Source organism: Candidatus Microthrix subdominans (assembly GCA_016719385.1).
Lineage (GTDB): Bacteria > Actinomycetota > Acidimicrobiia > Acidimicrobiales > Microtrichaceae > Microthrix > Microthrix subdominans.
This window is the reverse complement of the sequence record JADJZA010000001.1, coordinates 1147868-1174180: the sequence shown is the minus strand read 5'-3', so window position 1 is coordinate 1174180 and position 26313 is coordinate 1147868. Positions and strand designations below refer to the sequence as shown.

General features: G+C 69.0%; 27 protein-coding genes and 2 tRNA genes. 16 read left to right on the top strand and 13 right to left on the bottom strand.

All coding sequences use genetic code 11. From position 1 onward, the window contains the following. Positions 1-972 (top strand): DUF58 domain-containing protein, encoded by a 972-nt coding sequence (locus tag IPN02_05505; protein ID MBK9296314.1) that lies wholly within the window; start codon positions 1-3, stop codon positions 970-972. Between the two features lie 44 nt (positions 973-1016). After that, on the top strand, positions 1017-1991 hold the full coding sequence (locus IPN02_05500) for a VWA domain-containing protein (GenBank protein MBK9296313.1): 975 nt from the start codon (positions 1017-1019) through the stop codon (positions 1989-1991). A 7-nt stretch (positions 1992-1998) separates the two neighbouring features. On the opposite strand, the gene IPN02_05495 is transcribed toward IPN02_05500, so the two are convergent. From IPN02_05495 to IPN02_05485, 3 genes are all read right to left on the bottom strand, one after another. Beyond that, positions 1999-5187 carry a glycosyltransferase family 2 protein gene (locus IPN02_05495; GenBank protein MBK9296312.1) on the bottom strand — a complete coding sequence of 1063 codons (3189 nt, stop codon included), beginning with the start codon at positions 5185-5187 and terminating at the stop codon, positions 1999-2001. A gap of 79 nt (positions 5188-5266) precedes the next feature. Further along, positions 5267-5599, bottom strand: a complete 333-nt coding sequence (locus tag IPN02_05490; protein MBK9296311.1) for a hypothetical protein — start codon at positions 5597-5599, stop codon at positions 5267-5269. An 18-nt stretch (positions 5600-5617) separates the two neighbouring features. Further along, positions 5618-6241, bottom strand: coding sequence for a hypothetical protein (locus IPN02_05485; GenBank protein ID MBK9296310.1), 624 nt, complete (start codon positions 6239-6241; stop codon positions 5618-5620). Between the two features lie 17 nt (positions 6242-6258). On the opposite strand from IPN02_05485, the gene IPN02_05480 reads away from it, so the two are divergent. The 3 genes from IPN02_05480 to IPN02_05470 are packed head-to-tail and all read left to right on the top strand — an operon-like array spanning position 6259 to position 9106. Continuing rightward, positions 6259-6849: a GNAT family N-acetyltransferase gene (locus IPN02_05480; protein MBK9296309.1), complete on the top strand. Its 591-nt coding sequence runs from the start codon at positions 6259-6261 to the stop codon at positions 6847-6849. After that, on the top strand, positions 6846-7451 hold the full coding sequence (locus tag IPN02_05475; protein MBK9296308.1) for a DJ-1/PfpI family protein: 606 nt from the start codon (positions 6846-6848) through the stop codon (positions 7449-7451). The genes IPN02_05480 and IPN02_05475 overlap by 4 nt, the downstream gene beginning before the upstream one ends. Positions 7452-7462: 11 nt before the next feature. After that, entirely contained in the window at positions 7463-9106 is a 1644-nt protein-coding gene (locus IPN02_05470; protein MBK9296307.1) for a glycosyltransferase family 39 protein, read from the top strand. 31 nt (positions 9107-9137) lie between these two features. On the opposite strand, the gene IPN02_05465 is transcribed toward IPN02_05470, so the two are convergent. Beyond that, positions 9138-9509 carry an HNH endonuclease gene (locus IPN02_05465; protein ID MBK9296306.1) on the bottom strand — a complete coding sequence of 124 codons (372 nt, stop codon included), beginning with the start codon at positions 9507-9509 and terminating at the stop codon, positions 9138-9140. Positions 9510-9733: 224 nt separating this feature from the next. On the opposite strand from IPN02_05465, the gene IPN02_05460 reads away from it, so the two are divergent. Then, positions 9734-10957 carry a hypothetical protein gene (locus IPN02_05460; protein MBK9296305.1) on the top strand — a complete coding sequence of 408 codons (1224 nt, stop codon included), beginning with the start codon at positions 9734-9736 and terminating at the stop codon, positions 10955-10957. 34 nt (positions 10958-10991) lie between these two features. Here IPN02_05460 and IPN02_05455 read toward each other — a convergent pair whose 3' ends face one another. Then, positions 10992-11435: an Lrp/AsnC family transcriptional regulator gene (locus IPN02_05455; protein ID MBK9296304.1), complete on the bottom strand. Its 444-nt coding sequence runs from the start codon at positions 11433-11435 to the stop codon at positions 10992-10994. A gap of 77 nt (positions 11436-11512) precedes the next feature. On the opposite strand from IPN02_05455, the gene IPN02_05450 reads away from it, so the two are divergent. Next, positions 11513-12232, top strand: coding sequence for a hypothetical protein (locus IPN02_05450; GenBank protein MBK9296303.1), 720 nt, complete (start codon positions 11513-11515; stop codon positions 12230-12232). A 46-nt stretch (positions 12233-12278) separates the two neighbouring features. On the opposite strand, the gene IPN02_05445 is transcribed toward IPN02_05450, so the two are convergent. Genes IPN02_05445 through IPN02_05430 form a run of 4 tightly spaced genes read right to left on the bottom strand, consistent with a single transcriptional unit; the run spans position 12279 to position 14810 of the window. Further along, complete coding sequence (locus IPN02_05445) at positions 12279-12611, bottom strand: hypothetical protein (GenBank protein MBK9296302.1); 333 nt, start codon at positions 12609-12611, stop codon at positions 12279-12281. 19 nt (positions 12612-12630) lie between these two features. After that, positions 12631-13563 (bottom strand): zinc metallopeptidase, encoded by a 933-nt coding sequence (locus IPN02_05440; protein ID MBK9296301.1) that lies wholly within the window; start codon positions 13561-13563, stop codon positions 12631-12633. 52 nt (positions 13564-13615) lie between these two features. Beyond that, positions 13616-14380, bottom strand: coding sequence for a ribonuclease HII (locus IPN02_05435; protein ID MBK9296300.1), 765 nt, complete (start codon positions 14378-14380; stop codon positions 13616-13618). Further along, on the bottom strand, positions 14373-14810 hold the full coding sequence (locus tag IPN02_05430; GenBank protein MBK9296299.1) for an RpiB/LacA/LacB family sugar-phosphate isomerase: 438 nt from the start codon (positions 14808-14810) through the stop codon (positions 14373-14375). Before IPN02_05430 ends, IPN02_05435 begins: the two co-directional genes overlap by 8 nt. A 105-nt stretch (positions 14811-14915) precedes the next feature. Here IPN02_05430 and IPN02_05425 point away from each other — a divergent pair, with 105 nt between their 5' ends. Continuing rightward, positions 14916-15554, top strand: a complete 639-nt coding sequence (locus tag IPN02_05425; GenBank protein MBK9296298.1) for a tetratricopeptide repeat protein — start codon at positions 14916-14918, stop codon at positions 15552-15554. 85 nt (positions 15555-15639) lie between these two features. Here IPN02_05425 and IPN02_05420 read toward each other — a convergent pair whose 3' ends face one another. After that, on the bottom strand, positions 15640-17856 hold the full coding sequence (locus IPN02_05420) for a hypothetical protein (protein ID MBK9296297.1): 2217 nt from the start codon (positions 17854-17856) through the stop codon (positions 15640-15642). 56 nt (positions 17857-17912) lie between these two features. Further along, complete coding sequence (locus IPN02_05415) at positions 17913-18920, bottom strand: NAD(P)H-dependent glycerol-3-phosphate dehydrogenase (GenBank protein ID MBK9296296.1); 1008 nt, start codon at positions 18918-18920, stop codon at positions 17913-17915. A 170-nt stretch (positions 18921-19090) separates the two neighbouring features. On the opposite strand from IPN02_05415, the gene cofC reads away from it, so the two are divergent. Then, positions 19091-19795 carry a 2-phospho-L-lactate guanylyltransferase gene (gene cofC, locus IPN02_05410; GenBank protein MBK9296295.1) on the top strand — a complete coding sequence of 235 codons (705 nt, stop codon included), beginning with the start codon at positions 19091-19093 and terminating at the stop codon, positions 19793-19795. A 122-nt stretch (positions 19796-19917) separates the two neighbouring features. Continuing rightward, on the top strand, positions 19918-20637 hold the full coding sequence (locus IPN02_05405; protein MBK9296294.1) for a PIG-L family deacetylase: 720 nt from the start codon (positions 19918-19920) through the stop codon (positions 20635-20637). Between the two features lie 19 nt (positions 20638-20656). On the opposite strand, the gene IPN02_05400 is transcribed toward IPN02_05405, so the two are convergent. Both IPN02_05400 and IPN02_05395 read right to left on the bottom strand, forming a co-directional pair. Next, positions 20657-21508: a hypothetical protein gene (locus IPN02_05400; GenBank protein ID MBK9296293.1), complete on the bottom strand. Its 852-nt coding sequence runs from the start codon at positions 21506-21508 to the stop codon at positions 20657-20659. Between the two features lie 11 nt (positions 21509-21519). Continuing rightward, positions 21520-22053: an HIT family protein gene (locus IPN02_05395; GenBank protein MBK9296292.1), complete on the bottom strand. Its 534-nt coding sequence runs from the start codon at positions 22051-22053 to the stop codon at positions 21520-21522. A gap of 81 nt (positions 22054-22134) precedes the next feature. Between IPN02_05395 and IPN02_05390 the strand changes: the two genes are divergently transcribed. The 6 genes from IPN02_05390 (at position 22135) to IPN02_05365 (ending at position 26148) form a co-directional block, all read left to right on the top strand. Next, positions 22135-23070, top strand: a complete 936-nt coding sequence (locus IPN02_05390) for a hypothetical protein (GenBank protein ID MBK9296291.1) — start codon at positions 22135-22137, stop codon at positions 23068-23070. A gap of 55 nt (positions 23071-23125) precedes the next feature. Then, on the top strand, positions 23126-23776 hold the full coding sequence (locus IPN02_05385; protein MBK9296290.1) for a nitroreductase family protein: 651 nt from the start codon (positions 23126-23128) through the stop codon (positions 23774-23776). Positions 23777-23807: 31 nt separating this feature from the next. Then, positions 23808-25214, top strand: a complete 1407-nt coding sequence (locus IPN02_05380; GenBank protein ID MBK9296289.1) for a glutamate--tRNA ligase — start codon at positions 23808-23810, stop codon at positions 25212-25214. A gap of 6 nt (positions 25215-25220) precedes the next feature. Further along, complete coding sequence (locus IPN02_05375) at positions 25221-25820, top strand: YdcF family protein (GenBank protein ID MBK9296288.1); 600 nt, start codon at positions 25221-25223, stop codon at positions 25818-25820. Positions 25821-25891: 71 nt separating this feature from the next. Further along, positions 25892-25963, top strand: a tRNA-Gln gene (locus IPN02_05370). Positions 25964-26072: 109 nt separating this feature from the next. Further along, positions 26073-26148, top strand: a tRNA-Glu gene (locus tag IPN02_05365). The last annotated feature ends 165 nt before the right edge of the window (positions 26149-26313 follow it).

Here is a 26313-nt window from a genome sequence, read left to right as displayed (position 1 = left end):
ATGGCCCGGAGTTCCCAACGTCCGTCAGCGACCGGCCCCGACCGGGCAGCGCCTGGCCACTCGCCGGCCGCCGGCACCCAGGAGGTGCTGCGGCGACTGGAGCTCAACGTCAACCGACGTCTCGATGGCATCCTCCACGGTGAGTACCGCGGATTGGTTCCCGGGCACGGCTCCGAGCCGGGCGAGACCCGCATCTATGCGCCCGGGGACGACACCCGACGCATCGACTGGAACGTCACCGCCCGCATGCAGACGCCCCACATCCGCGAGGCGGTCGCCGACCGCGAGCTGGAAGCGTGGCTGTGCGTCGACCTCTCCCCCAGCCTCGACTTTGGCACCCACACCTGGGAAAAGCGGGACCTGGCGCTGGCCACCGCCGCCGGGATCGGCTTCCTCACCGCACGCTCGGGCAACCGGATCGGTGCGGTGTTGAACCTGGGATCCGAGCTGTCGGTCATCCCGGCCAAGCAGGGCCGTCGCCACCTCCAGGCCATCCTGGGGCGCATCCAGTCGGCGCCTCGCGCCGCCCGCGGGCAGATCGGGCTGGGCGAAACCCTCGAGCGGCTCGGCCGGGTGGCACGTCGCCGAGGTCTGGCCGCCGTGATCTCCGACTTTCTCGATCCGTCCGAGCAGTGGCGCCAACCGCTGGCCGCCCTCGGGCTGCGCCACCAAGTGGTCGCCGCCGAGGTGATCGACCCGCGTGAGCTCGACCTCCCGCCGCTCGGCTACGTCGAGCTGGTCGACCCGGAAAGTGGACGCACCCGCGAGGTGCACGTCACCAAGGCGGTGCGTGCCCGCTTCGCCGAGGCAGCCCAGGAACAACGCCGGGAGATCGGCCTGACCATCCGCAACGCCGGAGCCGACCACCTGATCGTGCGCACCGACGGCGACTGGCTATTGGAGCTGGTCCGTTTCGTGGCCAAACGACGGCATCGGGCCGCCAACCTGGGTGCAGCCCGGGTCGCCCCGTGAGTTGTGATGATGCAACCACTTGAACTTGTGAGGAGTTCCCAAACGTGAGCAACTTCGTGAGCCCCTTGTGGCTCTTGGCCGAGCTGGTCGTGGTGGCGCTCGCCGTCGCCTACGTCGCCTGGTCGCTGTTTGGGCGCCAACGCTTTGCGGTGCGCTTCTCCAACGTCGAGCTGCTCGACAAGGTGGCGCCCAGCCGGGCCGGTTGGCGACGCCACGTCGTGTCCGGCCTGTTCCTCCTCGCCTTGGCGGTGATGGTCGTCGCCGTGGCCCGGCCTCAGACCGAGGTGACCGTGCCCACCGAAAAGGCGACGCTGATGCTGGCGATCGACACGTCGCTGTCGATGGAAGCGACCGACGTCGATCCCAACCGGCTCAAGGCCGCCCAGGACGCAGCGGTCAACTTCATCGACAACCTGCCCGAGAAGTTCAACGTCGGGCTGGTCGAGTTTGCCGGGTCGGCCCAGACGCTCGTGCCGCCGACCACCGATCACACCCGGGTGCAACGCTCGATCAACAAGCTCGAGCTGAGGGAGGGCACGGCGATCGGCGACGCGGTCGACGTCAGCCTGAAAACCATCGCCGATTTCACCGCGGACGCCGAGCTCTCGGGCGACAGTGCCCCGGCGGCGATCATCGTGCTCTCCGACGGCGAAACCACCGTCGGTCGCCCGACTGCGGACGCCATCCCGCTGGCCAAGGAAGCGGGAGTGCCCGTGTGGACCATCTCCTTTGGCACCCCCGACGGCGTCATCACCATGCCGGGAGAATTCGGCGGCGAGCAGGCGATCCCGGTGCCGGTGGCTCCCGAGCCGCTCGAGCAGCTGGCGAAGGACACCGGTGGACAGGCCTATACCGCCGAGTCGGCCAATCAGCTCAACGACGTCTACAAGGAACTCGGCTCCGCGATCGGCGACGAGACCGAGCTGAGCGAGATTGGCTGGCGCTGGACGCTGGCCGGCTTCGCCCTGCTGGTCGTTGCCGGTGGCCTGTCCACCTGGTGGTTCCGACGCATGATCTGAGCCTCGGTCAACTCACCAGCCAGGCGGACAGCAACAGCTCACCCGCCAACTCGTCCAGGTCGTCGCCGTCACAGCCGTCGACCTGAATCGGCTCGATGTAGCCCCGGCCGACCGCCTCCGAGCTCAGGCCGGTCAGGAACAACACCTTCGGGTCAGCAAGCGCTGCGGCGAGCAGCCGGTTCTCCGGCTCGTCGCCAACCAGTTCCGGATCTACGACCGCTCGACGCCCCTCGGCGGTGAGCATCACCGCAGCGCCGGCGTCGTCGGCACGCTCGAGGCAGGCCCGAATCCGGTCGGCGCGCGCAGACCCGTCCCCGGCGGTCGGCCGGGCGACGACGAAGCCGATCGGCTCGCCGACCTTCGGGGTGACGGTGGCGCCATCCTGCAACAGGACGTAGGGGGGATCGCCGTTGGCGGCCAGCCGGTGATCGCCGTAACCGGCCCGAAGCGCCTTGACCCCGCCGACGGTGAGGGTGCCGGCGCCGTGCTCCTCCATGTCCAGCATCAGCGCCGGTTGGAGGCCGCCGGCCGAGATGGGACCGACCGAACGAAAGCGCACCGGGCCCCGATCACCCCAGGCTCCGCGCACGGCGGGGGCCAGGGCTCGGGATCCGCCCAGCCACGGGTCGGCCACCGTCGGCTCGAGGGGCCGCGTGCCCACGAGCGCAGCGCTGCCGGCCAGCACGATCACCGCAACCAGCGCCCCGACCCGTCGACGGTTCCGGGCCTGCCCTGTTTGGCCTTCGGCCTGGCGTCTCACCCGATTGGCCATCATCCGCGACGAGCCCAGCGTCAACAACGCCCCCAGCCAAACGACCGCCCCCGCGATCACGATCCAGCGATTGTTGTTCGGTTTCAGGACGGCAAGCCCCCGCAACCGGCTGGCGAACAGGACGCCGATCAACGCCAACACCACGCCGCACAACAGCACCGTCGCCCCGCTGGTCAGCCGGCGCGCCGCCACCATCGCGTCGGCTCGATCCTCTCCGTCCGGGAGCTTCGTGGCCCGGCGGCCCCGGCGAAGACCGATCACGAACGAGGACAGACCCGCGATCACTGCTCCGGCGCCGACCGCCAAGCCGACGTTGGTCTGGGCATCGCTCCGATCGAAGTACCACACCCCCAGCGGCCGATCCGGCGGGGCCAGCAGAGCGGGGATGGGGCCGAAGACCGACGCCAGCCCGCTCGTCAGCTCGTCGGTTGGACGCTCCACGCCGGCCGCTGCGGTCCCGCCGCTAGCGGCGCTGAACACCTTGGCCATGTTGCCCGTGTCGGAGAACTGATCGATCAGCGGCGGCGCCCACATGGCGACGCCGATGACGACACCCGCGACCGCCCACGGGGCGAACCAGGAAGCACCGTCGCGGCGCGTCCGCCAGATGCCGACCGCGAGCGCTGCGACGAGCAGCGGAATGACCAGCAGCCCGTATCCAACCAGGCTGAGGTGTACCTGGAGCACGTAGGACGACACCGCCACCGCCAACGGAAACAACCGGAGATCGCCGGTGACGACCATGGCGCAGATCAGCACTGCGAAGAGGGCGGGGAGCTGGCCGTGGCTCGAGCTGATCACGGCGACGAGGGCACCGGCCCCCAGCTGCGCCTCGACGACGATGACGATCAGCGCAGCTGCTGCTGCGCCCAACACCCCGAAGCGACGCAGGATCACCCAGACCACGCCGACGGCGGCCGACGCCGATGCGACGGCCGCGAACAACAGCGACCCCAGGTCGCCCCCAAGCCACCCGACCCACGGCGCCTGGGCAAAGAACTGGGCCGGGCCGGGTTGCATGATCATGACGGCGGTCGCGACCGAGCTCTGGCTGCCGACCAGGGGAGTCGGCCCGGCAAACACGTCGCGGCTGCGAAGTGCCAGGTAGGCGGAATCGCCGAACGCGGTGAAGCGGGGCGCCGCTCCGACGAGCCCCTGAATGCGAAGAAACGCAAGAACCACCGGCGCTGTCACGCAGGCGACGAGGAACACAGCGGTCAACCGGGCCACGGGTGAAAGCGACCGGATGAGCACGACCTGGTCATCGGGCCGTGGACCCCTTCGGCGGGAAGCTGGAGCGATCCTCACGTCGTCGATCGCAATGCCCTCGATCGGTACGTGCTCGATCGGTACGTGCTCGATCGGTACGTGCTCGATCGGCATGTGCCCGATCGCTACGTCCTGAAAAGCAGTACCCCCCTCAGCCCTCCCGACATTTCCGGTTTCGAGGTCATCGTCCAGCCGTGCGACCAGGCGTCGGTCGCCGCCCGGCGGCACCTCGCGGCCCGGAGCCGGGCGTCCGCGGCGGGCGTTGCCGTGCGCGATCAGCTCTCCCAACAGCCCGAACGACAACAGCTGCACCGACATGATCGTGAAGAGCACCCCGGCGATGAGCGCCGGACGGGTGCCGATCGTCGCCCCGCTCAACCGATCGATCAGCATCCAGACGAGCAGCCCGCTGCCGACGAGGCCGCTGATCAATCCGATGCCACCGAAGAGGTGAAACGGGCGGCCGGTGTACCGGGTGAGAAACCGCACGGTCAGGAGGTCCAACAGGCCCCGCCAGAACCGGTTGACACCAAACTTGGTCTCGCCGGCGAGACGCTGGCGGTGGGTCACCGGCACCTCCCCCACCGAGAAACCCGACCACGCCGCCAGCACGGGGAGGTAGCGGTGCAGTTCCCCGTGGATGGTCAGGGCGTTGGCGGTCTCGCTTCGCATCACCTTGAACCCGCTGTTCATGTCAGCGGCGTCGATGCCGGTGACCGCGCGGGTCACCCGGTTGTACACCCTGGAGGTCGAACGCTTCACCAGCCGGTCTGCCCGATTGGCCGACCGGCTGCCGGTCACCATGTCCAGGCCGTCGTCGATCGCCGACAGCAGCTTGGGCAGTTCGGCCGGATCGTCCTGGCCGTCGGCGTCCATCAGCACGATTACCTCACCACCCGCCCGTCCCAGCCCGGCGTCGAGAGCCGCCGACTTTCCCAGGTTGGAGCCCAAGCGCACCTGGCGCAGCCCCGGCACTTCGGTTTCCAGGCGGTCGAGCACGGTCCGAGTGGCGTCGGTGGAACCGTCATCGACGACCACTATTTCCCAGGGCAGCCGGAGGCCGTCGAGCACGTCGCGCAGTTCGCTGAGCACGACGGGGAGGTTCACCGCTTCGTTGTAGGCCGGCATCACGACGGAGACGGCCAGCGGGTCCATGCGGGGCAACACTAACGACCGCTGATCGACCTTCGAACCCTCAAGCCGCCGACCAAGGTGTCGGCGGCAGCCGAGGGAATCAACCCGGGAGCAGGTGTTCTGGCACGTCGAGGTCCAGTTCCTCAGCCAGCGCCAGGCCCTTGCGATCCACCTTGACGCCGAGGGTGTCCAGCAGGCGGTTCATCATCTGGAAGGTGCCGACGCAGCCAGCGGCCCGAACGACGGCGTCCCGGCCGCCCAGCGCTGCCAGCGCCGCCCTCGTCGAAGCCATCGTCTCGGGATCCCGACCAATCGCTGCATCGGTGAAGGCCAGAAGCTCCCGTCCCCACCTCAGGTGCGAGTCGGTGTCCGGGTCAACGATCGCTTCCAGCGAGAAGCTGCGGTTGGTTTGGATGGCGCTCGCACGGAGCATGCCGGCATGTGCGAGCAGTCAAAAGAAGCACTCGTTCAGCAACGAGGTGCGTGCGGCCACCAGCTCCATCTGGGTGCGGTGCAACCCTCGCTGCACGTCAAGCTCGCCCATCTCACCTGTTGCCAGATAGAAGGCGGCCTGAAGCTGATGCATGGCCCGGTTCTCGCTGGGCACGGCCGAGAGCGCATTGGTTGGCCAGGCCGGTCCAACGGTCGGCAGCCAACCGCCGTTGCAGGCCGCAGAAGCGTCGACCTCTCCGTGAGGACCGGCCTCCACGTGAGCCCCACTGGGCGGGTCCGGGAGCGGCCATGCATCAACGCCGAGGGCAAAGCAGAACGTATCGATCGCCATGGTTCTCGCGACAACACCGAGCAGTTCGACCAGGTCGAGGGGCCCCACTCCCCGCTCTGACAACGACGCGATCCACTCGGGCCGCACGCCCTGCGCGTTCAGCGCCAGCTGGGCGATGATGTTGGATGTGACCCCGTCGGTGGAGACCGTGGCGCCCATGGCGACCTGGCGGGTCCCGGTTGCGACCGCCTGACGCCGAGACCCGGCGAACAGCGCGCCTGGGCCGCAGATCTGGTTCACCGTTTCGTCGAGGATCAAGGCCTCGGCGGGCGGAACGGAAGGACGGACCATGCTCAACCCTAGGAGAGGTGACACGACCGACCACTCAGGTCGATACCGTCGTCGTCGTGGACGAGCACACCTTCCGCCCGTGGATTGCGGCCGATGTGCCGTTCCTGTGGGACATGTTGCACCTGGCACTGTTCGTTCCCGTCGGGGCCGAACCGCTGCCGCGGTCGGTCCTGGACGAGCCGAAGGTCGCTCACTACCTCCGCAGCTTCGGCGAACGCACCGGGGACGACGCCCAGGTCTGTGAGGGATCGGATGGTCCGGTTGGAGCGGCCTGGTGTCGCAAGCTCGACTCGACCGACCCCGGGTACGGATACGTCGCCGACGAGGTGCCGGAACTGGGCATGGCGATCGTTGGCTCATGGCGAGGTCGGGGCATCGGCCGCCGCCTTCTGGGCGACCTGCTCCAACGCCACCCGGCGATGAGCCTGAGCGTCGACGATGCCAACACCGCCGCAGTCGAGTTGTACCGGTCGTTGGGCTTTCGGCCGGTTGCGAGCGCCGCCGGCTCCACCACCATGGCGCGCACCCAACGGGAGGTGCCATCGGCACTCCTGCTGGAACAGCCTCGGCCGCCCCAGACCAATCCCGACGAACAGGACTCATCATGACCAGCTACGGATTCCTGTTGTTCGATGACGCCGAAGAACTGGACTTTGTCGGACCGTGGGAGGTGATCACCGCGTCGTCGATGCTCCGCGTCCGCGATGGCGCCGACCCGGACACGACGGTGATGATCGCCGAGACCGACAGCCCGGTGAGGTGCGCCAAGGGCATGGTGGTCCTCCCCCATCACTCGATCGACGATCATCCGCCGCTGGACGTGATCGTGGTACCCGGTGGCCAGGGCACGCGGGCCGAGATCGACAACGAGACGCTTCTCGCCTGGCTTGGCAACACCGGCCCATTGGCGACGTGGGTCACCAGCGTGTGCACGGGCTCGCTGTTGTTGGTCGGTGCCGGGCTGGCCACCAACAAGCGGGTGGCCACCCACTGGTCGTTCGAGGGCACCCTGGCCGAGCGGGGCGACTGCACGGTCGTCCGTGACGCCCGCTGGGTGCGCGACGGCAACGTCGTCACCAGCCAAGGCGTCTCGGCGGGCATCGACATGGCGCTGTGGCTGATCGGCCAGATCCACAACCCGGCCCACGCCCGGGCCGTTCAGCGCTACATCGCCTACGAGCCGGCGCCGCCGTACCAGGCCGACGTGTGAACGGATCGGCTTTGAGGGCCACCGCGGTCACCGACCTGCCGGTGGACGCCGGGTGGTCCAATCAGGCTCGTCGGAGGGCGGGGGCGATCGTTGCCTGCCTCCTGTTTCTTATCGCCGCTTCAGGTTCCCTGGTCACAGCCAACCGCACCAACTACAACGATGAAGTCTTGTGGCAAGAGCGGTCTCAACAGTTCGCCACCGGTTTGATCACCGGCGACGCCCGCCTCTTGACCGCTTACAACGTCAACTTCGACACCACATCCGCGAGCATCACGATGCCGGGTATTCCAACGCTGTGGGTTGGCTCCGGGGTCATCATTGCGGAGTGCGCCACATCGGACACGCCAGTGTCACTGGGCGAGTGCGTCAAGCAATCCAGCGGACCGAGCCTGCCGAACGCCCATCGGGCGATGGCATTGTTTGGGGCGGCATCGGTTGCGCTCCTGTGGCTGGTGAGTCGTCGGCTCCTGGGCTCGATGACCGCGTTCCTTGCCTGCCTTCTGGTTGCAACAGAACCGTTCCTGGCAACCCTCCGCACCATGTTCCATACCGACTCGCTGGTGATGTCGTTCTCATTGATCGGTTTCGTGGCCCTCTGCCGAGCGCTCGAGTTGGCAGGCAAGGAACACAACCGGGTCGCGCTGGGTGCTCTGGCCGGTGTCACACTCGCTGGTGCTGCGCTGACCAAACTGTCGGCTGCAGCCGTGGTTCCTGCGCTCGTCGTCTGCGTGACCTGGGCAGCTGTGCGAGTGTGGCTCAAGCAATCCGGCTCCATGAGAACCCGGATCCGGGGACTGCTGAACAGCCATCTCACTGCGGTGCTCGGGGCCTGCCTGGTCGCCGGGCTGATCACGGTTGTGGTGGCCTGGCCTGCCCTTGCCGTGGACCCCACTCGACAGCTCGGAGCCCTCAGGTCCTCAGCGCTCCTGGCGGACGAAGGGCATATCCAGTTCTTCCGAGGGGCCGTGACCAGGTCGCCGCCCTGGTACTACTACCTCTGGGTGCTCGCATACCGCCTGACCCCGTGGTCGTTCCTCGGCCTGCTCGCGATTCCTGGAACGCTCGTCGCTCGGCGAGTCGACTCGAGGTGGCTGCTCTTCGGTGTCTTCAGCGCATCGCAGTTGCTCATCATCGGAGCGTCTGCGAAGAAGTTCGACCGCTACGGCGCAGCCTTGGTTGCAGGGTGCCTGGTTCTGATCGCCATCTCGATCGATCTACTCGTTGGCGACCGGGTCCGCCGCTGGGCTCGGAATCGACCAGCGGCGATCACCGGGGCCGTCTGCACGACGGTCGTGATTGCCCTCTGGGGTCACGTTCTGCTGGTCGCTCCTCGCGACATCACCTACTTCAATCCGTTGGTAGGCGGGCTGAGGTCGGCCTCTGGCCAACTGATGGTGAGTTGGGGCGAGGAACGATTCGTCGCAGACGACTGGCTTGACGACCACTTCGGAGACGGCGGCTACACCCTCTGCAAGGTACGCGTGCTCGGGGTGATCTGCCCGCCTGGGAAGGGCCCTCGCGTTGCGGTCACCTACATCTCCAATACCCAGCGCGGACTGCTGGTGATACCCCCTGAGGAGAAGGACCGCTGGACTCAGATCGGCTCACACCAGATTGACGGCGTTGAGATGGTTCAGTTCTGGCAGGAGCAATAGCGGCGACAGATGTCCGCTCGATGGCTGATGGCTACGGGCTCGCCGTTGGCTCTGGTGCGAACCGCCCGGTGAGCTCCGCTCGGATCTCGTAGTGGCGTGTCAGGAAGGTGGCCTCGTCGAGGCGTTTGCGCCGAAGCCAACCGGTCACCTCGTCGTTACACTTGCTGGCATTGCACGAGCGGCAGGCCGGAACGATGTTGTCCAGCGTGTAGCGCCCGCCCCGCGACAGGGCCAGCAGGCAGTCTTTCTGCATGGGCACGCCGGTGGCCCCGCAATAGGCACATCCGCCCCAGGCCGCCTGAACCGCGTCCCAGTGTTCGTCGGTGAGGTCATGTTCGACCCGATCCATGCGCCGTTTGCGCTTGCGGGACGCCCTGGCCCGGCGGCTGCGGTTCACTGCCATGGCCGACGACGGTAGGCGACCTGCGGGCCTACCTGGGCGATCCTCCTCGTCCGCACCGAAAGACGGGGTGAACGGCCGACCGGCGAGCTTTGGGATGATGACGGGTCACCCCCCGGCCCTTAATCGTCCCAAAGCGACCGAGCGACGGCTCAAAGACGTGGATGAGTGCCAGGAAGCCGAGGGAGCGGTGGGGTCGGTCCGTCGGGAGGGCCACAATAGGTGCTGTGAGTGAGACGGAGCGCACCAAACCGAAGGCAGCACCGAACCGCGTTGCCCAGGCTCAAGCACAACTGCGCCCGACGGTGGTGCTGGTCGCGCTGTTCCTGGTCGCCGCTGCGGTCGCCGGCGCCGTGCCCCACTCGACCGGATCGTGGTTGCCGTTGCACCTGGCCCTGGCCGGAGCGCTCCTTGTGGCGATCTCGGGCGTGACGCAGTTCCTCGGGGTCACCTGGGGAGCCGCTCCTGCACCCCGGTCGATCCTGGTGAGCTTTCAACGGGTCCTGATCGCAGCCGGGGTCGTCCTGGTGGCGATCGGACGCGAGGTGCCAATCGATGCTCTCACCGGGTTGGGCGGGACGCTGGTGCTCGCCGGGCTTGTGCTGCTCATCGTCATCCTGGTCGGCATCGGCCGGAGCGCCATCCAACGGAGGCTTCGTCCGGCGATCGTCGCCTATGTCACCGGCGCCGGGCTGGGAGCGGTCGGCGTGACCCTTGGGGCGGTGCTGGGCTCGGGCGGTGGCGGTGGGTACTACGGCCAACTGCGCGACGTGCATGCGACGATCAACCTGCTCGGCCTGTCCGGGCTGGTGATCGCCGGCACCCTGCCGTTCTTCGTCGCTACCCAGGCCAAGACGAAGCCGTCGCCCCGGGCCACCCAGCAGGCTCAGTTCGGCGTGCAGGCAACGATGGCAACGGGGCTGACGCTGGCGGTGATCGGTTCGTTGGGCGAATGGCCTGTGGTGACGACGGTCGGCCTGGCCACCTATGCGCTGACGCTGCTCGTCCTCGCATCGCTGCTGCCGGACTTGGGCGCCAAGCAGTTCCGGTGGGCCGGACCCCGGCTGATCCAAGCAGGAGCGTCGATCGCGTGGTGGGTCGGTGCCGTCGCACTGGCAGCGGTTCACGCCGCCAACGGCCATCCACCCTTCTCGGGGGCGGTGATCCCCGCGCTTGCCCTCGGCGCCTACGTGCAGCTGCTGGTGGCGTCGTTGTCCTATCTCGGACCGGTGTTGGTGGGCGGGGGTCACCGGCGCCTGACGGCGAACTTTGCCCTCACCCGCTCCTGGGTGGGGTTGATCGCCGGCAACGTCGCCGCTATCGCCGCCGTCGCCGGGTTGGGAACTCCGCTCTATGTCGGCGCAATCGCCGCCTGGACGCTCGACGGCGCGGTGCGGGCCGGGCTGCTGATCGCCTCCCGGGTGCGCCCGGCTCCAACCCCCGCTGCCTGAGCCAAGCGCTGCACCGGGCGTTGCCCGGAGGTGATCAGCCGGGCTGATTCTCCAGCTCCACCGTGTGCAGCAGGATCCGGGTGGATGTCTCGGCCAGAAACGAGTGACCCCAGTTGCGCACGATGTCGTCCAGCCGAGGCACCCCCGCCACCGCCATCAGGATCAGGTAGTCGAACGGGCCGGTGACGTGGGCTGCGAGGTCGACCTCATCGAGGGTGGCCAGGCCGGCCTCAAAGCCCTCGTGATCGCCGTCGGCCGGCAAGCGAACGTCGATCGCAGCCCGCAGTGTGCGCCCGATCGTCTCCGGGTCGATCACCGCCGAGTAACCGGCGATCACCCCTGCGCGCTCCAGCCGCTTCACCCGATCGGCGGTGGCGCTGGCGCCAAGGGCCACCTCCATGCCCAGATCGCGGTATGACATCCGTCCCGTTCGGCGGAGAAGTCCAACAAGAGCACGGTCAATATCGTCTAACTCCACGTTTTCCACGGTCATACACTCGTTCTAGCCGCTGTTGACCCCGATCGCCACGGGGTCGTTGTGGTCAGACTGCGGTCATGAACGGATTGATCGTGGGATTCACCAGTTCCCTCCCCTTGTTGTTGATCGTCGGCCCTGTCTCGCTGATGGTGCTCGACACCGGCCTGACCACCGGCGTGCGAGGCGGCTGGCCGGCGCCGTTGGGCGTCGCCGGCGTCGACCTGGCCTACGCCTCGGCCACCGCCGCCGCCGGGCTGGGCCTGCAGCGGCTGCTCAACGAGCATCAGCAGGCCCTGGGATGGGGCGGAGGTCTGGCGCTGATGGTCCTGGCCGCTTACCTGCTCATCCACGCCCGCTCCCAGCGGGGCGGCGCCGACAGCGTCGGGCCAACCGATTCGGCACCGGCGCCGATGGCGGTGCCGGTGCCGGTGCCGGTGCCGGTGCCGGTGGGCTCATCCGGACCACTCCCGACACCTTCGGCGATCGCCGCCGGACGAGCGGATGCGCCTCGGCCGGCCCCCGTCGGGCTGGCCGCCCGGTTCGCGGCGTTGTGCGCCATCAACCCGCTGACGTTGGTGGCGTTTGCCACGCTGGCGATGAGCGCCGGCGCCGCGCTGGGCCCCGGGTGGGTCCTCGGCATCGTGTCGGCATCCGTGCTGGTCCACGGCGGTTTCCTAGTGCTCGGCGACGCCCTCGGCCGGGTGCTCACCCCGCAGCTCATCCACCGTGGGCGGATGCTGGGCTGTCTCGGCGTGGCGGTACTCGGCATCCACACGTTGCTCGGGGTTGCCGTGTAGGAAGTTCGGCGGCCACTCGGCACGCAAACGCAGAGTTCGAACGGCGTTAACCGACGGGTTCTTCGACCTCGATGCTCGGCAGAGGGACGCCCGGACGATAGAAGGTGTACAGCTCCTCCATGATCGCCTTGGCGACGTCCGCGTCCGTTCCAAAGGACATCTCGACGGTGACCATGCCCCCGAGGATGTGGATCGACTCGAGGCCGCGCACCTGCTCAAAGAGCCGTCGGGCGAGGAGGTCGGGCGGCCGGTGGCCGGAGATCGGCGAGTCGGGAAGGTACACCTCGTGACCGGTACCCGTCAGCGTGCGGTTGAGCTCGTAACGAACCACACCCGGGCGACTGGAATTCTTCTGCGTAACGACGACCGGCTGACCCATGGACCGAGATCGTACCGGCTCAGGGGCGTTCCACCCCAAAGGTGTCGCAGCGCTCGGCCGCCCCGCTGTCGAAGCCCACCCGGAACCACCTCACCCGTTGCTCGGAGCTGCCGTGGTTCCAGGACTCCGGGTCGATGCGACCGGTCGCCTGCTCCTGGATGCGATCGTCGCCCACGGCCGCCGCCGCGCCGAGGCCCTCCTCGATGTCGCCGGGTTCCAGCCCGCGCTCCGAGGAGTCGTCTTGGTAGACGTTGCGGGCCCACACACCGGCCAGGCAATCCGCCTGGAGTTCCAACCGGATCGAGAGGGCGTTGGCCTCGTCGGGGTGCTTCCGGCTGAGCCGCTGCACTTCGTCGGAGGTACCGACGAGGTTCTGAACGTGATGACCAACCTCATGGGCGACCACGTAGGCCTGAGCAAAATCACCCGGGGCACCGAAACGGCTGGACAGCTCGTCGAAGAAGGTCTCGTCGATGTACACCTCGGAGTCCGCCGGGCAATAGAACGGACCCATCGCTGAGGACGCCCGGCCGCAACCGCTGTCGACCGAACCCCGAAACAGGTTGAGCTTGGCGTCCTCGTAGTTTCGACCGCCGTCGGCAAACTGCTTCGTCCACGTGCGCTGCACGTCGTTGAACACCCACACCACGAAACGTCCGGCCTCATCGGTCGGCGGGACATCGTCAACCCGTCCACCCTGCCCGGATGCCTGCGGCACCGAACCCGGAAGGTCCAAACCGTCGACGTTGAAGGGCAGCCCCTCCCCGCCCCCTCCCAGCCGGGGCAGCACGAACACCACCGCCAAGGCAATCACCAGGCCGAGGATGCCGCCGCCCTTGCCGATGGGCAGGCCACCCGACCCGCCGCGGCCGCCGGCACCACCGGGGAACGGAAACCGCAGGCCGCCACCCGAGCGGGGGCCATCGGCCCGCCGATCGTCGACGTTGGTCATGTCCGGCGAGGCCTCTTCGTCCCACTTCACGCCGTCACGCTACCGGGCCTCGTCACCCGAACAGGGAGAGCTGCGGGTCGGGACGCACGTAGCGCTGACCAGGCCACGGTAGATCGTCGCAGAACGACCAGCTGCGCCGGTGGATCGCAGTCGGGCCGTAGCCGAGCAGGGCAAGTTGGTGACGTGGGCACGGGTAGCCCTTGTTGTATTCAAAGTCGTAGCCGGGGTGATCGGCGGCCGCTGCCCGCATCATCCGGTCCCGGCTGACCTTGGCCAGGATCGAGGCGGTGGCGATCGACCGGCAGCGGGCGTCGCCCTTGACGAGCATCGTCGTGTTCTCGTGTCCGACGAAGTCCCACTTGCCGTCGAGCAGCACGGCATCGACCGGGAGGTTCAGCGCGTCGAGCGCCCGACGTGCGGCCAACCGCTGGGCGGCGGACATACCCAGCTCGTCACACTCTCCCGGCCAGGCGTGGCCGACCGCCCAACCCGCACACCGCTCGGCCACCCGGTCGAAGAGTTCCTCGCGACGTGCCTCGCTGAGCATCTTGGAGTCACGCACGCCGTTGACCCGCCGATCGGTGGCCAACACCGCCACCCCGACGGTGAGCGGGCCCGCCCACGAACCCCTGCCCACCTCGTCGATGCCGACGACGCATTCGGCGCCCTCATCCCACCAGCGACGCTCGAACTCCAGGCTGGGCGCCCGCTTGGTGCTGACCGCCCGCTTGCCCGACCGGCGCGAACCTGCCGACGCCGAGCGGGACGCCTTGGCAACCGCACCGGACCCGCCCGTCGGGCCCGGGCCCTCAGGCATCGCCATCGCCCGTTGTGCGCGCCGGCTCAACGGCGGCGATCGTGGCCACCTCATCGGCATCGGGCTCGCCGGCCAGAAACGCGGCAATGATCTCCTTGGCCACGTCCTCGGTGGTGAGCCGCTGCGACAGGGCGAGCACGTTGGCGTCGTTCCAGCGGCGAGCGCCGGTCGCCGTCGCCGCATCGACGCACAGCGCAGCCCGCGCGCCGGCCACCTTGTTGGCGGCGATCGACACCCCGGTGCCGGTGTAACACCACACGATGCCCGCCTCGCACTCGCCGTCGACCACCGCCTGGGCCACACCGGCGCCCACGGAGGGCCACGGTCGATCGATCATGTTGATGACCACCTCGTGCCCCTGGCCGCCGATCCACTCGGCGATCCGCTCGGTGACGAGGGTCGACTCGTCTGCCCCATAAGCGATGCGCATGTCCGTACGGTACCCGCCGCCGGCCTCGCCCCTCAGGCTCCGAACGCACGTCAACGGCCGACCTGTCTCCTTCGTGGCGGTGGCGCATCCGCCTAGCCTGAGGGGGTGATCGACGACACCGCCGGATCGGCGGCCGAACAGCTCAGCGCCCTGCGGGCGCTGGTGGCCGATGGACGAGGCGAGTTGGCGGTGATCCGGCTGCGTCGGCTGCTCCAGGGCGAACCGCGCTCGATCGAGGCCCAGGCACTGCTGGCGTCCACGCTCCTCAGCCTCCATCAGCCCGAGGAGGCGTTGCGCTCCGCCGATGCGGTTGTGGCGGCGGAGCCGAACAACCCGGAGGGCCACCACCTGCGAGCCCGGGTGCTGTTGCAACTCGGGCAGGCCTCACCGGCCCTGGCCGCCTCGGAAGCCGCCGTCGACCGCGAACCGCTGGTGCCCGCCTACCACAAGGCGTTGGTGCGCGCAGCCCTGCGCTGCGGCGACCTCGATGCGGCCCAATCGAGTTCGGCCGCCCTCGGCCGCCTGGCCCCCGAGGAGCCCGAGGGGCGCCTGGGTGAGGCCGAGGTAGCGCGCCGCCGGGGCCATCTGAAGCGGGCCGACGCCCTCATCGGCCACCTGGAGGTCTCCCATCCCGACCATTCGGGGGTTCGTCGACTTCGCCGGGCGATCGATGAAGCCAAGGCGGCGGCACCGCAGCGCCGGGGCTTCTTCGCCCGGCTAGCCGACCGCTTTCGCCGCCGCTAAGCGCCTCGAACTCTGACCGGCGCAGCGAGGCGCGGCCCGGGCGGCGCGGTACCCCCGACTCCTGCCAGCGGAACGGCGCCGCGACTCAGGCGCCGTCGGAGCGGCGCCGCGTGGGGATGCCGACGTTCATCGTCACCCCGCCGCCAGCCCGGCCATCACCGGTCTGAGGTTCACCAGCTGAAGCGCCGCGGTCGTCGGTCGACGAACCAGCCTCCTGCGGGGTGCCCGTCCCCGAGGTCTCCGCGGCGGCCTCGGCTGCCTGGGCGGCCTCGGCCCTGGCGGTGAGGAACTCGGCGGCTCCCGGGGGCATCGCCAGAAGGGCCTCGCCGTCCAGATCCTCGGCCGCAAACGCCGGGTCGAGCGCCGGTGCGCTCAGCCGGCGGCCCTCGGAGCGCTTCGATGCCCCTCGACCTGCGTCGGGCCTCAGCTCCCAGATCAGCGCCGGGCGTGCCCCGTGCCAGCGCAGGGCGCACGAGGCCGAGCCGCCGAGCACCGCCATCGCGCTGAACTGAGCGGGCTTGCCCCACCACTCGGGCGGGAACGCCGGAAACACGACCAAGCCATCCGCCTGGATCGGCGCCGACAGCTCGAAGGTGGCCGCCAGCAGGTGTGCCATCGTGGCCACCGATGCTCCGTCCTCGCCCACGCCCAACGGACGGATGGGGTGCACTGCGTCGGGCCAACACTCCAGACGGTTCAGCAGCGAGGCCACCGCAGCGACGGTCACCGCCCCGGCGGGGTCACCGCAAGCGATATCGGCTCGTGCCGCGGCCAGGGTGGCCGGCAGATCGAGATCGGCGCCCGGGGTTCGACGTACCCAGCGCACCTCGGTCGTCAGCCCGGACTGCAGCTCCTGATCCCCCGGGTCGGATACCCCGTCCACGGTCGCCCCGTCGTCGGCGCGCGCTGCCCCGACGGACGACCGTTCGGGGTCCACAGCCTCGGCGATCACAGGTGCCACAGGCTCAGTCTTTGCCCCCTCCACCAACAGCTCGGCCACCGCCCGGGCATTGTCCGCCACCCCGTCCTGGTCCCAGCCGTCGGCGAGCACGGTGGCGACGGCAACCAGACGCCGCAGCTCGTCGCGACCGGCGGCCGGCCACCACCCGACGCCGCAGCGGCGCAGCCGTCGCCGACATACGTGCAGCGCCCGCGCCAGGTGCACGAGCAGGTCTTCGGGCGCATCGGCGACCTCGTCGGCCGACATGGTGATGCCGAGGCCAACGCACGCCTCCAACACCGCTGTCAAGCCAGCCGGATCGTCGTCGGTCAGGCGGGCCACCTCGCCGACCACGCCCCGGGCCAACGTGCCGTGCCCGGCCCTGGCCACCGCCCCGGCGGCGATCGCCGCCGAGTGGGCGTCCGCCCCGGTGAACCAAGCGCCGTCGGACGCCGCCAACAGCTGGGCCAACGCAGCCCGCGCCACGGCGGTCAGCGTCGCGTCGGGCAACTCGATCGTCGGTTCGGCGGCCAGGTGCAGCGCCCATCCTTTGGCAACGGCATCAACGTCGCCCAGGCCGGTCAGCTCGTCGGGATCCAGCTCGACGCCAGGCTCCGAAGGCCCGATCGGCACACCGAGGCGAAGCGTGCTGCGATGCGCCATCGGCCAGATGAGCGCTGCGCCGGCCACACCGTCGGGCGACTGGGCCACCAACGTGCTGGCCGCCACCTCCCGGGCCGAACCCTCGCCCGCCGAGGCGGGTTGGTCGATCACGGCGAGCTCATCGACCAGCTCATCGGCCACCTCGACGACGTGCACGGCACGAGGAAGTCGCTCGGCGACCAACGCCGGCCGACCATCGACCGTCAGGAGGCCGTTCTCCACCTGCACGTGGTCGATCCGGCCCTGATCCCTCAGCGTCCAGGGTGTTGCGACGATCGCCAGACCAATCGGGTCCGGACCATCGACCTCGATCTCGATCGTCACCCAGGCAGCCCCCGGCGGGCCCGTCCTGGGGGCAGCTCCGTGACGCACGATCAGCTCGTTGGGCCCCACACGGACCCGTGTGTCAGCCACCGGTAGACCATCGGTGCGCCGCTGGCGGACACCACCGACGCTCGACGCCCGCTTCCAGGTGCCGTCGTGGTTGAACCACCAGTCGAGCACCCAGGACGCGTCCGGTAGCTGGAGCACGCCGCGCCGGTCCAGCGCCGCGGCGCCGGCCCCGTCGAGCGTGGACACCAACGACCAACCGACCTCGAGGCGGTTTCGGGCCGCCAGGGGTGTCGGCAGGTACAACGACGACTCGGGGTCGTGTTGGCGGACCCACCAGCCGGGGGCCACCCGGGTCTGGGGCGACACCGATCGAGCGGACCGTCCGACGGGGCGGAGGCGGCCCGTCACTCCCTTGGGAGTGCTCACTCGTAGCCCAGGTGCTCAACGCCAGTCCGGCCGCCCAGCAGGCCGCTGTAGGCGTCGGCTGCGGAGCGCCCCTCGTGGCATACCGCCTGCACCTGAGCGGTGATCGGCACATCCACCTCGTACTCGCGAGCCAACTCCATCACGACGTTGGAGGTCTTGACCCCCTCGGCCACCATGTTCATCTCGTCGACGATCTCCTCGATACTGCGGCCCTTACCCAGTTGCTCGCCGACGTGTCGGTTGCGGCTCTGGGGCGAGATGCAGGTGGCGATCAGGTCGCCCATGCCGGCCAGGCCGGCAAAGGTCACCTGCTGGCCACCCATCGCCACCCCCAAAGCGGTCAACTCGGCCAGGCCCCGGGTGATCACTGCCGCACGCGTATTGTCGCCCGTGCCAAGCCCGTCCGCCATGCCCGAGGCGATGGCGATCACGTTCTTGAGCGCGCCACCCAGTTCGCAGCCGATCACGTCCGGGTTGGCATAGACGCGAAAACGTTCGGTGGCGAACACCGCCTGCAGCGTCTCGGCAACCACCGGGTCCGGCGTGGCGATCACGGTGGCGGCCGCATCACCCACCAGGATCTCCTTGGCCAGGTTGGGCCCGGTCAACACGGCGGCCGGGTGACCGGGCAACACCTCGTGGATCACCTGGCTCATGCGCTTGCGGGTGCTCAGCTCGAGGCCCTTGGTCAGCGACACGACCGGCACCCATGGGCGCAGGAACTGCCCCACCTGCCCCAACGTCTCGCGAAACGCCTGGCTCGGAACGCCCATCACCAACACGTCGGCGCAGCGCACCGCCTCCTCCAGGTCCGAAGTGGCTCGCAGGCCCGGATGGAGGTTGTAGCCCTCGAGATACCGGAGGTTGGCGTTGTAGTCGTTGATGTCGGACACCGTCGCTTCCGAGCGCGCCCACAACAGGGTCTGGGCGTTGTGCGCCGCCAAGTGGCCCACCGTGGTGCCCCACGATCCGCCCCCGATGACCGATACCGAAACTGGTTTCATGTCTGGACCCCTCTACGTCGTGACCACGTTGACCGACGACAGCTCACCACCTGCGGCGACGTGGCCGAGCCGAGGTTGGCCGAGGGTACCTCAGCCAACGATCCGACCTCCGCCCAAACGTCGGTACCTTCGCCGCTACGATCGAGGTGGATGGCGAGCGAGCGAGCGAGATGACGAGCCCGCACGTGCGCACCGACGAGACCCTCGTCAACCTCCACGCTCAGGATCGGGTGTCGAGCGACATGGTCGTTCTGATCCCGGTGAAGTCGTTCGCCACCGCCAAGGCTCGCCTCGGGCCGGTGCTCGGCCCCGACGAACGTGCCGCCTTGGCCCGGGGCATGGCCGCCCGTGTGATCGAGGCTGCCGCACCCGCTGCGGTCTGGGTGGTCTGCGACGACGAGGAGGTGGCCGGCTTCGCCCGCCTCCACAGGGCCGACGTGTGTTGGACCCCGGGGCTCGGCCTCAACGGCGCCCTCGCCGAGGCGCTCTCCCGAGCCAAGCGTGCCGGGGCGTCCCACGCGGTGATCGCGCACGCCGACCTGCCCTTCGCAGCCGACCTTCCGTCGTTGGTGCACCCCGGCCGAGCTGTGCTGGTGCCCGACCGGCACCGGGACGGCACCAACGTGATGTGCCTGCCCACCTCGGTTGGGTTCCGGCCCGCCTACGGCCCCCGTTCCTATGCACGGCACCGAGCGGAGGCAAGGCGGCTCGGTCTGGGCGTCGACTCGATCGACGTCCCGACCCTGGCCTGGGACGTCGACCGCTCCGACGACCTGTGGCCGCCCCAGGAACTCGGGGCCTGGCCGCCCGAGCTGCCACGCCCCACGGCCACACCCACACCCACACCCACACCCACACCAGAGGTTCGCCCGTGACCCCACCAGAGGTTCCCCCGGCAGCGTCTCCGCCGCCGACGTCTCACCAAGTCACATCTGCCCCACCGGGGCAGTCCCCAGCGGCCCGGCCAGCCTCGGCTCTCGGGCTGCCCCGGCCCGACGTGGCGATGGCGATCGGCGCCCACCCCGACGACGTCGAGTTCGGCTGCGGAGCGACCCTGGCCCGCTGGGCCGCCGCCGGCACCCGCATCCATCACCTGATTTGCACCGACGGCTCGAAGGGCACGTGGGACCCGTCCGCCAACCTTCCCGAGCTGGTGCGCCGACGTCAGGAGGAGCAGCGAGCGGCCTCACGCTGTCTCGGCGGGACCGGCGAGGTGACGTTCCTCGGGCGCATCGACGGCGAGCTCGCCAACGATGCCGGTGCCCGGTCGGAGGTGGTCGCGGCGATCAGGACCGTCCGGCCCGACGTCATCTTGGGACACGACCCGTGGAAGCGTTACCGGCTCCACCCCGATCACCGGGCCGCTGGTTGGCTGACGATCGACGGAATCGTCGCCGCTCGGGACCCCCACTTCCTGCCCGAGCTCGGCCTGGAGCGCCACCGCCCGAGTGCGCTGCTGCTCTTCGAGGCCGACGAGGTCGATCACGTGGAACCGGCCGAGCCCCAACACCTCCGGGCGCGGATCGCTGCGCTGGAGGCACATCGCTCCCAGTTCGAAACCACCCACTACCACCGGGTGGGGGGCGCCGGGTCCGGACTGGACCCGGCGGAACTGCACGCCGAATTCGTCGACCGGGAACGCCGCCTGCTCGCCGAGGCCGGCCATCCGTTCGGGGTGGCGCTCGGCGAGGTCTTCAAGCTGATGGATGACCTGTGACGCACCGAGCGTCGGCGCTCTAGCCCACGGTGGTCGGTGGAGGGATGCCGTCGTCGGTCTCGTTGGCCGGGGCCTTTTCCAGCTTGCCGTCGTCGAGCTTGTTGGTCGATTGCGGCGGAAGCGGCGTCACCCCGGCGACCGTTGTCGACGTGTCGCCGAAGTCGTCGGGGCTGACCCGGGTGAGGATGGTCTCCTCGACGTCGGACATCAGGTTGCGACTGGGTCGCTCCGACCCGGCATAGTGAAGCGCAACGACCGATGAACCCACTTGGAACACGGTTCTGATGTCGTAGTTGCCGCCGCCCTCCACCTGAAAAACCCGACTGACGTAGTCGGTGATCGGCTGCTTGGTACCCAGATCGGTCACTTCGACCTTGACCTTCGACTTTCCGTCGAAGCCAGGCTCGAAGTAGCTCGGGCAGTCCAGCATCACCTCGGTGACGTCGCTCACGTAGTTCGCGGCGAACTGGGGACGATCAAAGCTGGCGACCTCGGAGACCAACACGCTGTTGTTCTCGGGAAACAGAAAGGTGGCCGTATCGATCGGGGAGGACCGCATGCCGGTCGTCTCCACCTCTTCACCGCACCAGGTTCCGCCGACCAGGCCGGGGAATGAAGGGGCGACCTTCCAGTCGGCGGGCAGGTCGCCTTCTTCCAACAGCAGCGTCGTCGGATCGATGCCGCCCAGGCTGAGCTGATCGAGCACGACGGCACCCTCGGTGGGGTCGGGCAGCTTGGAGATCGCCTGCCCCATCGCCTGGCCGATACCCAGGCCGACCGCGCCAACGATGACGGCCACCATCACCAACCGAACGGCCGAGCCGCTCAGTCGTTGCAAGATTGGGTGTTTGGGGGCTGAAGCGTCCGCCACGGGCGGAGATGCTACTCGCCTGAGGGGTTGAGCCCGGGCAGGCCGTCACGCTGGCCACTCGCCGCCCATGCGGCAGCCAGCCGCTGCGCCACCCCGGCGGCCTGCTCGTCGGTGTCGTAGCGGGTTCTCGGCCAAAAGAACCCGCGCAGTCCGTCCTTGGGTCGACGGGGCACCACGTGGGTGTGGAGGTAGGGCACCGACTGGCTGACTCGGTTGTTCATCGCCACGAACGTGCCTTTGGCGTCCAAGGCCTCTTCGACCACGTCGGCCAGGCGCTGCACGCGTAGAAAGAACGGGCCCACCAACGACGCTGGCAGGTCGGACAGCGTGTCGACGTGCGCCCGGGGGACGATCAGGGTGTGCCCGTGGAACAGCGGAACCCGGTCGAGAAAGGCGACGGCCACGTCATCGGAGAACACGACGTGGGCAGGGTCGGCGCCTGAGACGACACGACAGAAGACGCACGCCGCAGCTGCGCTCTCGTCGTCGCGGTGATCATCGGCACGGTTGGCGTCGGTCTGGCTGTCACTGGCCATGGCGATCATGGTGCCACGGGTCGGACTCGCCCACTCCCGGGTCTCGAAAACAGGTGGCGTTCGTCGCCGCCCCCCCATTCGGGAGTTCGCATGTCTTCAAACGACCAGACCCCAAACAATCAGTTCCCAGCGGTTCCGCCTCCAACCAAACCTGCACCGGCCGGCCGCCGGGTACTCCCGTTGTCCCCCGGTCGACAGGCGGCTTTGCCCCTGTCCAGCCGCTCCCCCGCCGCCTGGGCCGCAGCGCTTGTCGACCTGGGTGATCCCCGGGACGCACTGGTCGAAATCACCGCCTCCGGGCTGCTTCGCTGGTGGTCGCCCCAACCGGGCCGTCGCACCGCTGACGGCCAGGCCGGCTCGCCCGACCCCCTCCAGTTGGTGTGGTGCCGCCGAGCAGCTCCCGACGTCGAGCTCGTCGCCCTTGCCGTTGGTGCGCTGGTCGCTCCCGGCCCCAACTCTGCGGGCACCGGCGGCGAGCCGGGTGCGCCGATGTGCGTGGCGGTCGCCGCCACGCGATGCGGCGAGTATGCGGTCACCGTCGGCAACTGGCGTGAGGGCACGACGACGGTCGCCGGACGGGGCGCTGCCGTCGATGCCGTGTTGTTGTACCTGGGGCTGTCGACAGCGCCTGAAGCCCGCACCCCCGCCGACCTCGTCTGCTCGATGTGGGTGGACCGGTTGCTGGCCGCCGGTGCACTCCACCCGGGACGGGTCAGAACCTGGGCCGACGCGGTCCGCCATCACCCGCTGGGCGCGTCCGCCCCGACGTCGATGCAGCTCAGCGCCGCCTCCAGGGACCTGGGCCGATTCGGATGGGACCGGATACGTCTCGCCGTGGGTGCGGGGCGGGCCGAGTGGTCCGAGCTCAGCCCCTCCGCCGCCCGCTGGATGGACCGAGGTGCCTTCGCCCGCTGGCTGCTCGACCGCTACCCCGACCTGGACGACCAGCGTCTCGCCCTCCGGGCGGTGCTGCCGGCCAGGCTGGCCACCACCGTAGGCCGGACGATCGAGGCCTCTCTCGGCTAGCGCCGTCGCCCTGATTTCGCCGACACTGCGCCTTGACAGCGGCTACACAGGAGACATGCGACTCCACCTGACCAGCGACGAGCTTCTCGCCACCACGCGCGCCGTGCGCAAGCGCTTGGACTTCGAACGGGAGGTCGAGCCCGAGGTGATCGACGAGTGTCTCGATGCGGCGCTTCAGGCCCCGACGGGATCGAATGCCCAGGGGTGGCACTTTCTCGTCGTTCGGGATCCGAAGCTGCGTCTCGGTCTGGCCGAGCTGTACCGGGAGGCGTTCTCCGGGTACATCGCCATGCAAAAAGAGGCGGCGGCCAAAGCGGGTGACACCGATGACGGCTCGGTACAGAATCGCGTCCGTTCGTCAGCGGAGTACCTGGCGGAACACCTGCACGAGGTACCGGTGCACCTCATCCCGTGCATCTACGGCCGACCGGAGGGATTGGACCAGTCGATGATGGCCGGGCTGTACGGGTCGATCCTGCCGGCGACCTGGAGCTACATGCTGGCGGCTCGCGAGCGAGGCCTGGGCACGGTCTGGACCACGTTGCACCTGCCCTTCGAGAAGCAGGCCGCCGAGCTGTTGGACATCCCCTATGACCGGGTGACCCAGGTGGCCCTCATTCCGACCGCCTACACCCTGGGCACCGACTTCAAGCCCGGGCCGCGTCGCGACAAGTCCAACGTGATCCACCACGACCGTTGGTCGTGAACCGGAGCGACGCGGCGCTACCCTCGGCCAGGTGACCACCCGCGTTCGCTTTGCCCCGTCCCCCACCGGCTCGCTGCACCTCGGCTCGGCCAGGACCGCTCTGTTCAACTGGCTGTTCGCCCGAGCGGTCGGCGGCGAGTTTCTGGTCCGCATCGAGGACACCGACGCCGAGCGGTCGCGACCCGAGCTGGTGACGATGGTGTTCGACACGTTGGAATGGCTGGGCCTCGACTGGGACAACCGAGGCGAGGAGCTGCGCCAGTCCGAGCGCGCCGACGTCTATCGCCAGGCGGTCGGCCGGCTGCTCGAGGAGAACAAGGCCTACGCCTGCGATTGCCTGCGCAGCGACGTCGATGCCCGCAATGCCGAGGCCAACCGACCGCCGGGCTACGACGGGTTCTGCCGTGAGCGCGACCTGCCGGTCGGCGAGGACACCGTGGTGCGCTTTGCCACCCCCGATACCGGAACGGTCGCCTTCGACGACGTGATCCGCGGCAACGTCAGCTTCGAATGCTCCAACCTGGAGGACTTCGTCATCGCCCGCAGCGACGGGTCGGTGACCTTCCTCATCGCCAACGCCATCGACGACGCCGCCATGGGGATCACCCACGTCGTTCGCGGCGAAGACCTGCTCAACACCACCCCCAAGGCGGTGCTGTTGCGCCGGGCGATGGGCATCGAGGATCAGCCGATCTTCGCCCACCTGCCGCTGATCGTCGGCGAGGGACGTAAGAAGCTGTCGAAGCGGCGCGACGACGTGGCGGTGGAGAACTACCGGCAGGCCGGGTACCTCCCGGAGGCGATGGTCAACTACCTGGCCCTGCTCGGCTGGGGGCCCAACGACGGCATCGAGGTCCGTCCGGTCGGCGAGATCATCGAGCAGTTCACGCTGGAGGGCATCAACCCCGCACCGGCCGCCTTCGACCCCAAAAAGCTGGCCCACGTCAACGCCGAGAAGGTACGCGCCTTGAGCCCGGAGGAGTTTCTCGACGCGGCGGAGCCCTACCTGGCCCAGGGGCCGTGGAACGCAGACGACTTCGACCGAGACGTGTTTCTGGCGCTGGCCGGCGAAGTGCAGAGCCGGGTGAAGACCTTGGCCGAGGTTCCGTCGATGGTCGACTTCCTCTTTCTCGATCAGCCCGAGATGGACGAGGCATCGGTCGCCAAGGCCCTCACCGGCAACGAGGCGGCACCTGCATTGCTCGACGGTGCCATCGCGGCCCTCGCCGACATCGAGTGGACCGCCGAAGCGCTCCACGCTGCGACGCTGGCCCTCGGCGAGGCCAACGGGCTCAAGCTTGGCAAGGCCCAGGCGCCCATCCGCGTGGCGGTCACCGGCCGCACGGTCGGACCACCGCTGTTCGAGGCGCTCGCCCTTCTCGGACGCAGCGCCACGATCGACCGGTTGCAGCGCGCCCGTGCGCTCACCGGCGGCTAGCGGGTCGTGCCCCGCCCTCGCCGTGCTCGCTGGTGGGTCCTGCTCGCCATCCCGGTGTTGGTCGTCGGGTACCTGGGCATCACGTTCGTTCAGGTTCGCAGCGCTGCGGGACGCGACGATCGCACGCCGGTCGATGCCATCGTCGTGCTGGGCGCGGCGCAATACGACGGCCGGCCGAGCCCCGTGCTGAAGCGACGCCTCGACCATGCCCTGGAGCTCTACCGAGCGGATGTGGCCCCCGAGATCGTGCTGACCGGCGGAAAGCGGGACGGCGACCGGTTCACCGAGGCGTTCACCGGGTTCAAGTACCTGCGACAAGCGGGCGTGCCCGACGACGCATTGGTGATCATCTCCGACGGCGCCAACACCTGGGAGTCCCTGGCTGCCGCCGCCCGTCAGCTGAAAGCGCAAGGCGACAACCGGATCGTGTTGGTGTCGGACCCCTACCACAACGAACGGCTGCTCGGCACCGCTGAGGAACTCGGCCTCTCCGCCGGCGTGTCCTCGACCGGTGCCGAGGCCAGCCTGCGCCAGCTCGCCGGGGAGACTGCCGCAGTCGCACTCGGTCGCCTGATCGGGTATCGCAGGTTGCTCCGCCTCGGTTGAGGCGCCGCCCAACCGGGGCGGTGACCCGAGTGTGCGGCCGCGCGAGGTTGCCGCTAAGCTCATCGAGCCCTTCGGGGGTGGTGTAATCGGCAACACAGGTGGTTCTGGTCCATCTATTGGGGGTTCGAGTCCTCCCCCCCGAGCTCAACAACTACATACGGGCCACGCCCGCCAGAGCGACCGACCACAATGGTCGGCCGGGATGCGATTTTTCGCTCTCCCGGTGGCGTCGCTAGCGTGACCCGCCGTCCTGCCCCCATCGTCTAGCGGCCTAGGACACCACCCTCTCAAGGTGGCGGCACGGGTTCGAATCCCGTTGGGGGTGCCAGTACCGAAACCCTTGGTCTGGGCCGCTCTCGGCTCCAGACCAAGGGTTTCATCGTTTCCCGGGACGATCAACCGGGCCGCCCCTTCGATCATGGCGGGGTCTGTGGCCTCGGCTCACGTACCACGACCCACGCCTGTTCCGTTAGGGTCCGCGCATGCGCCTCGA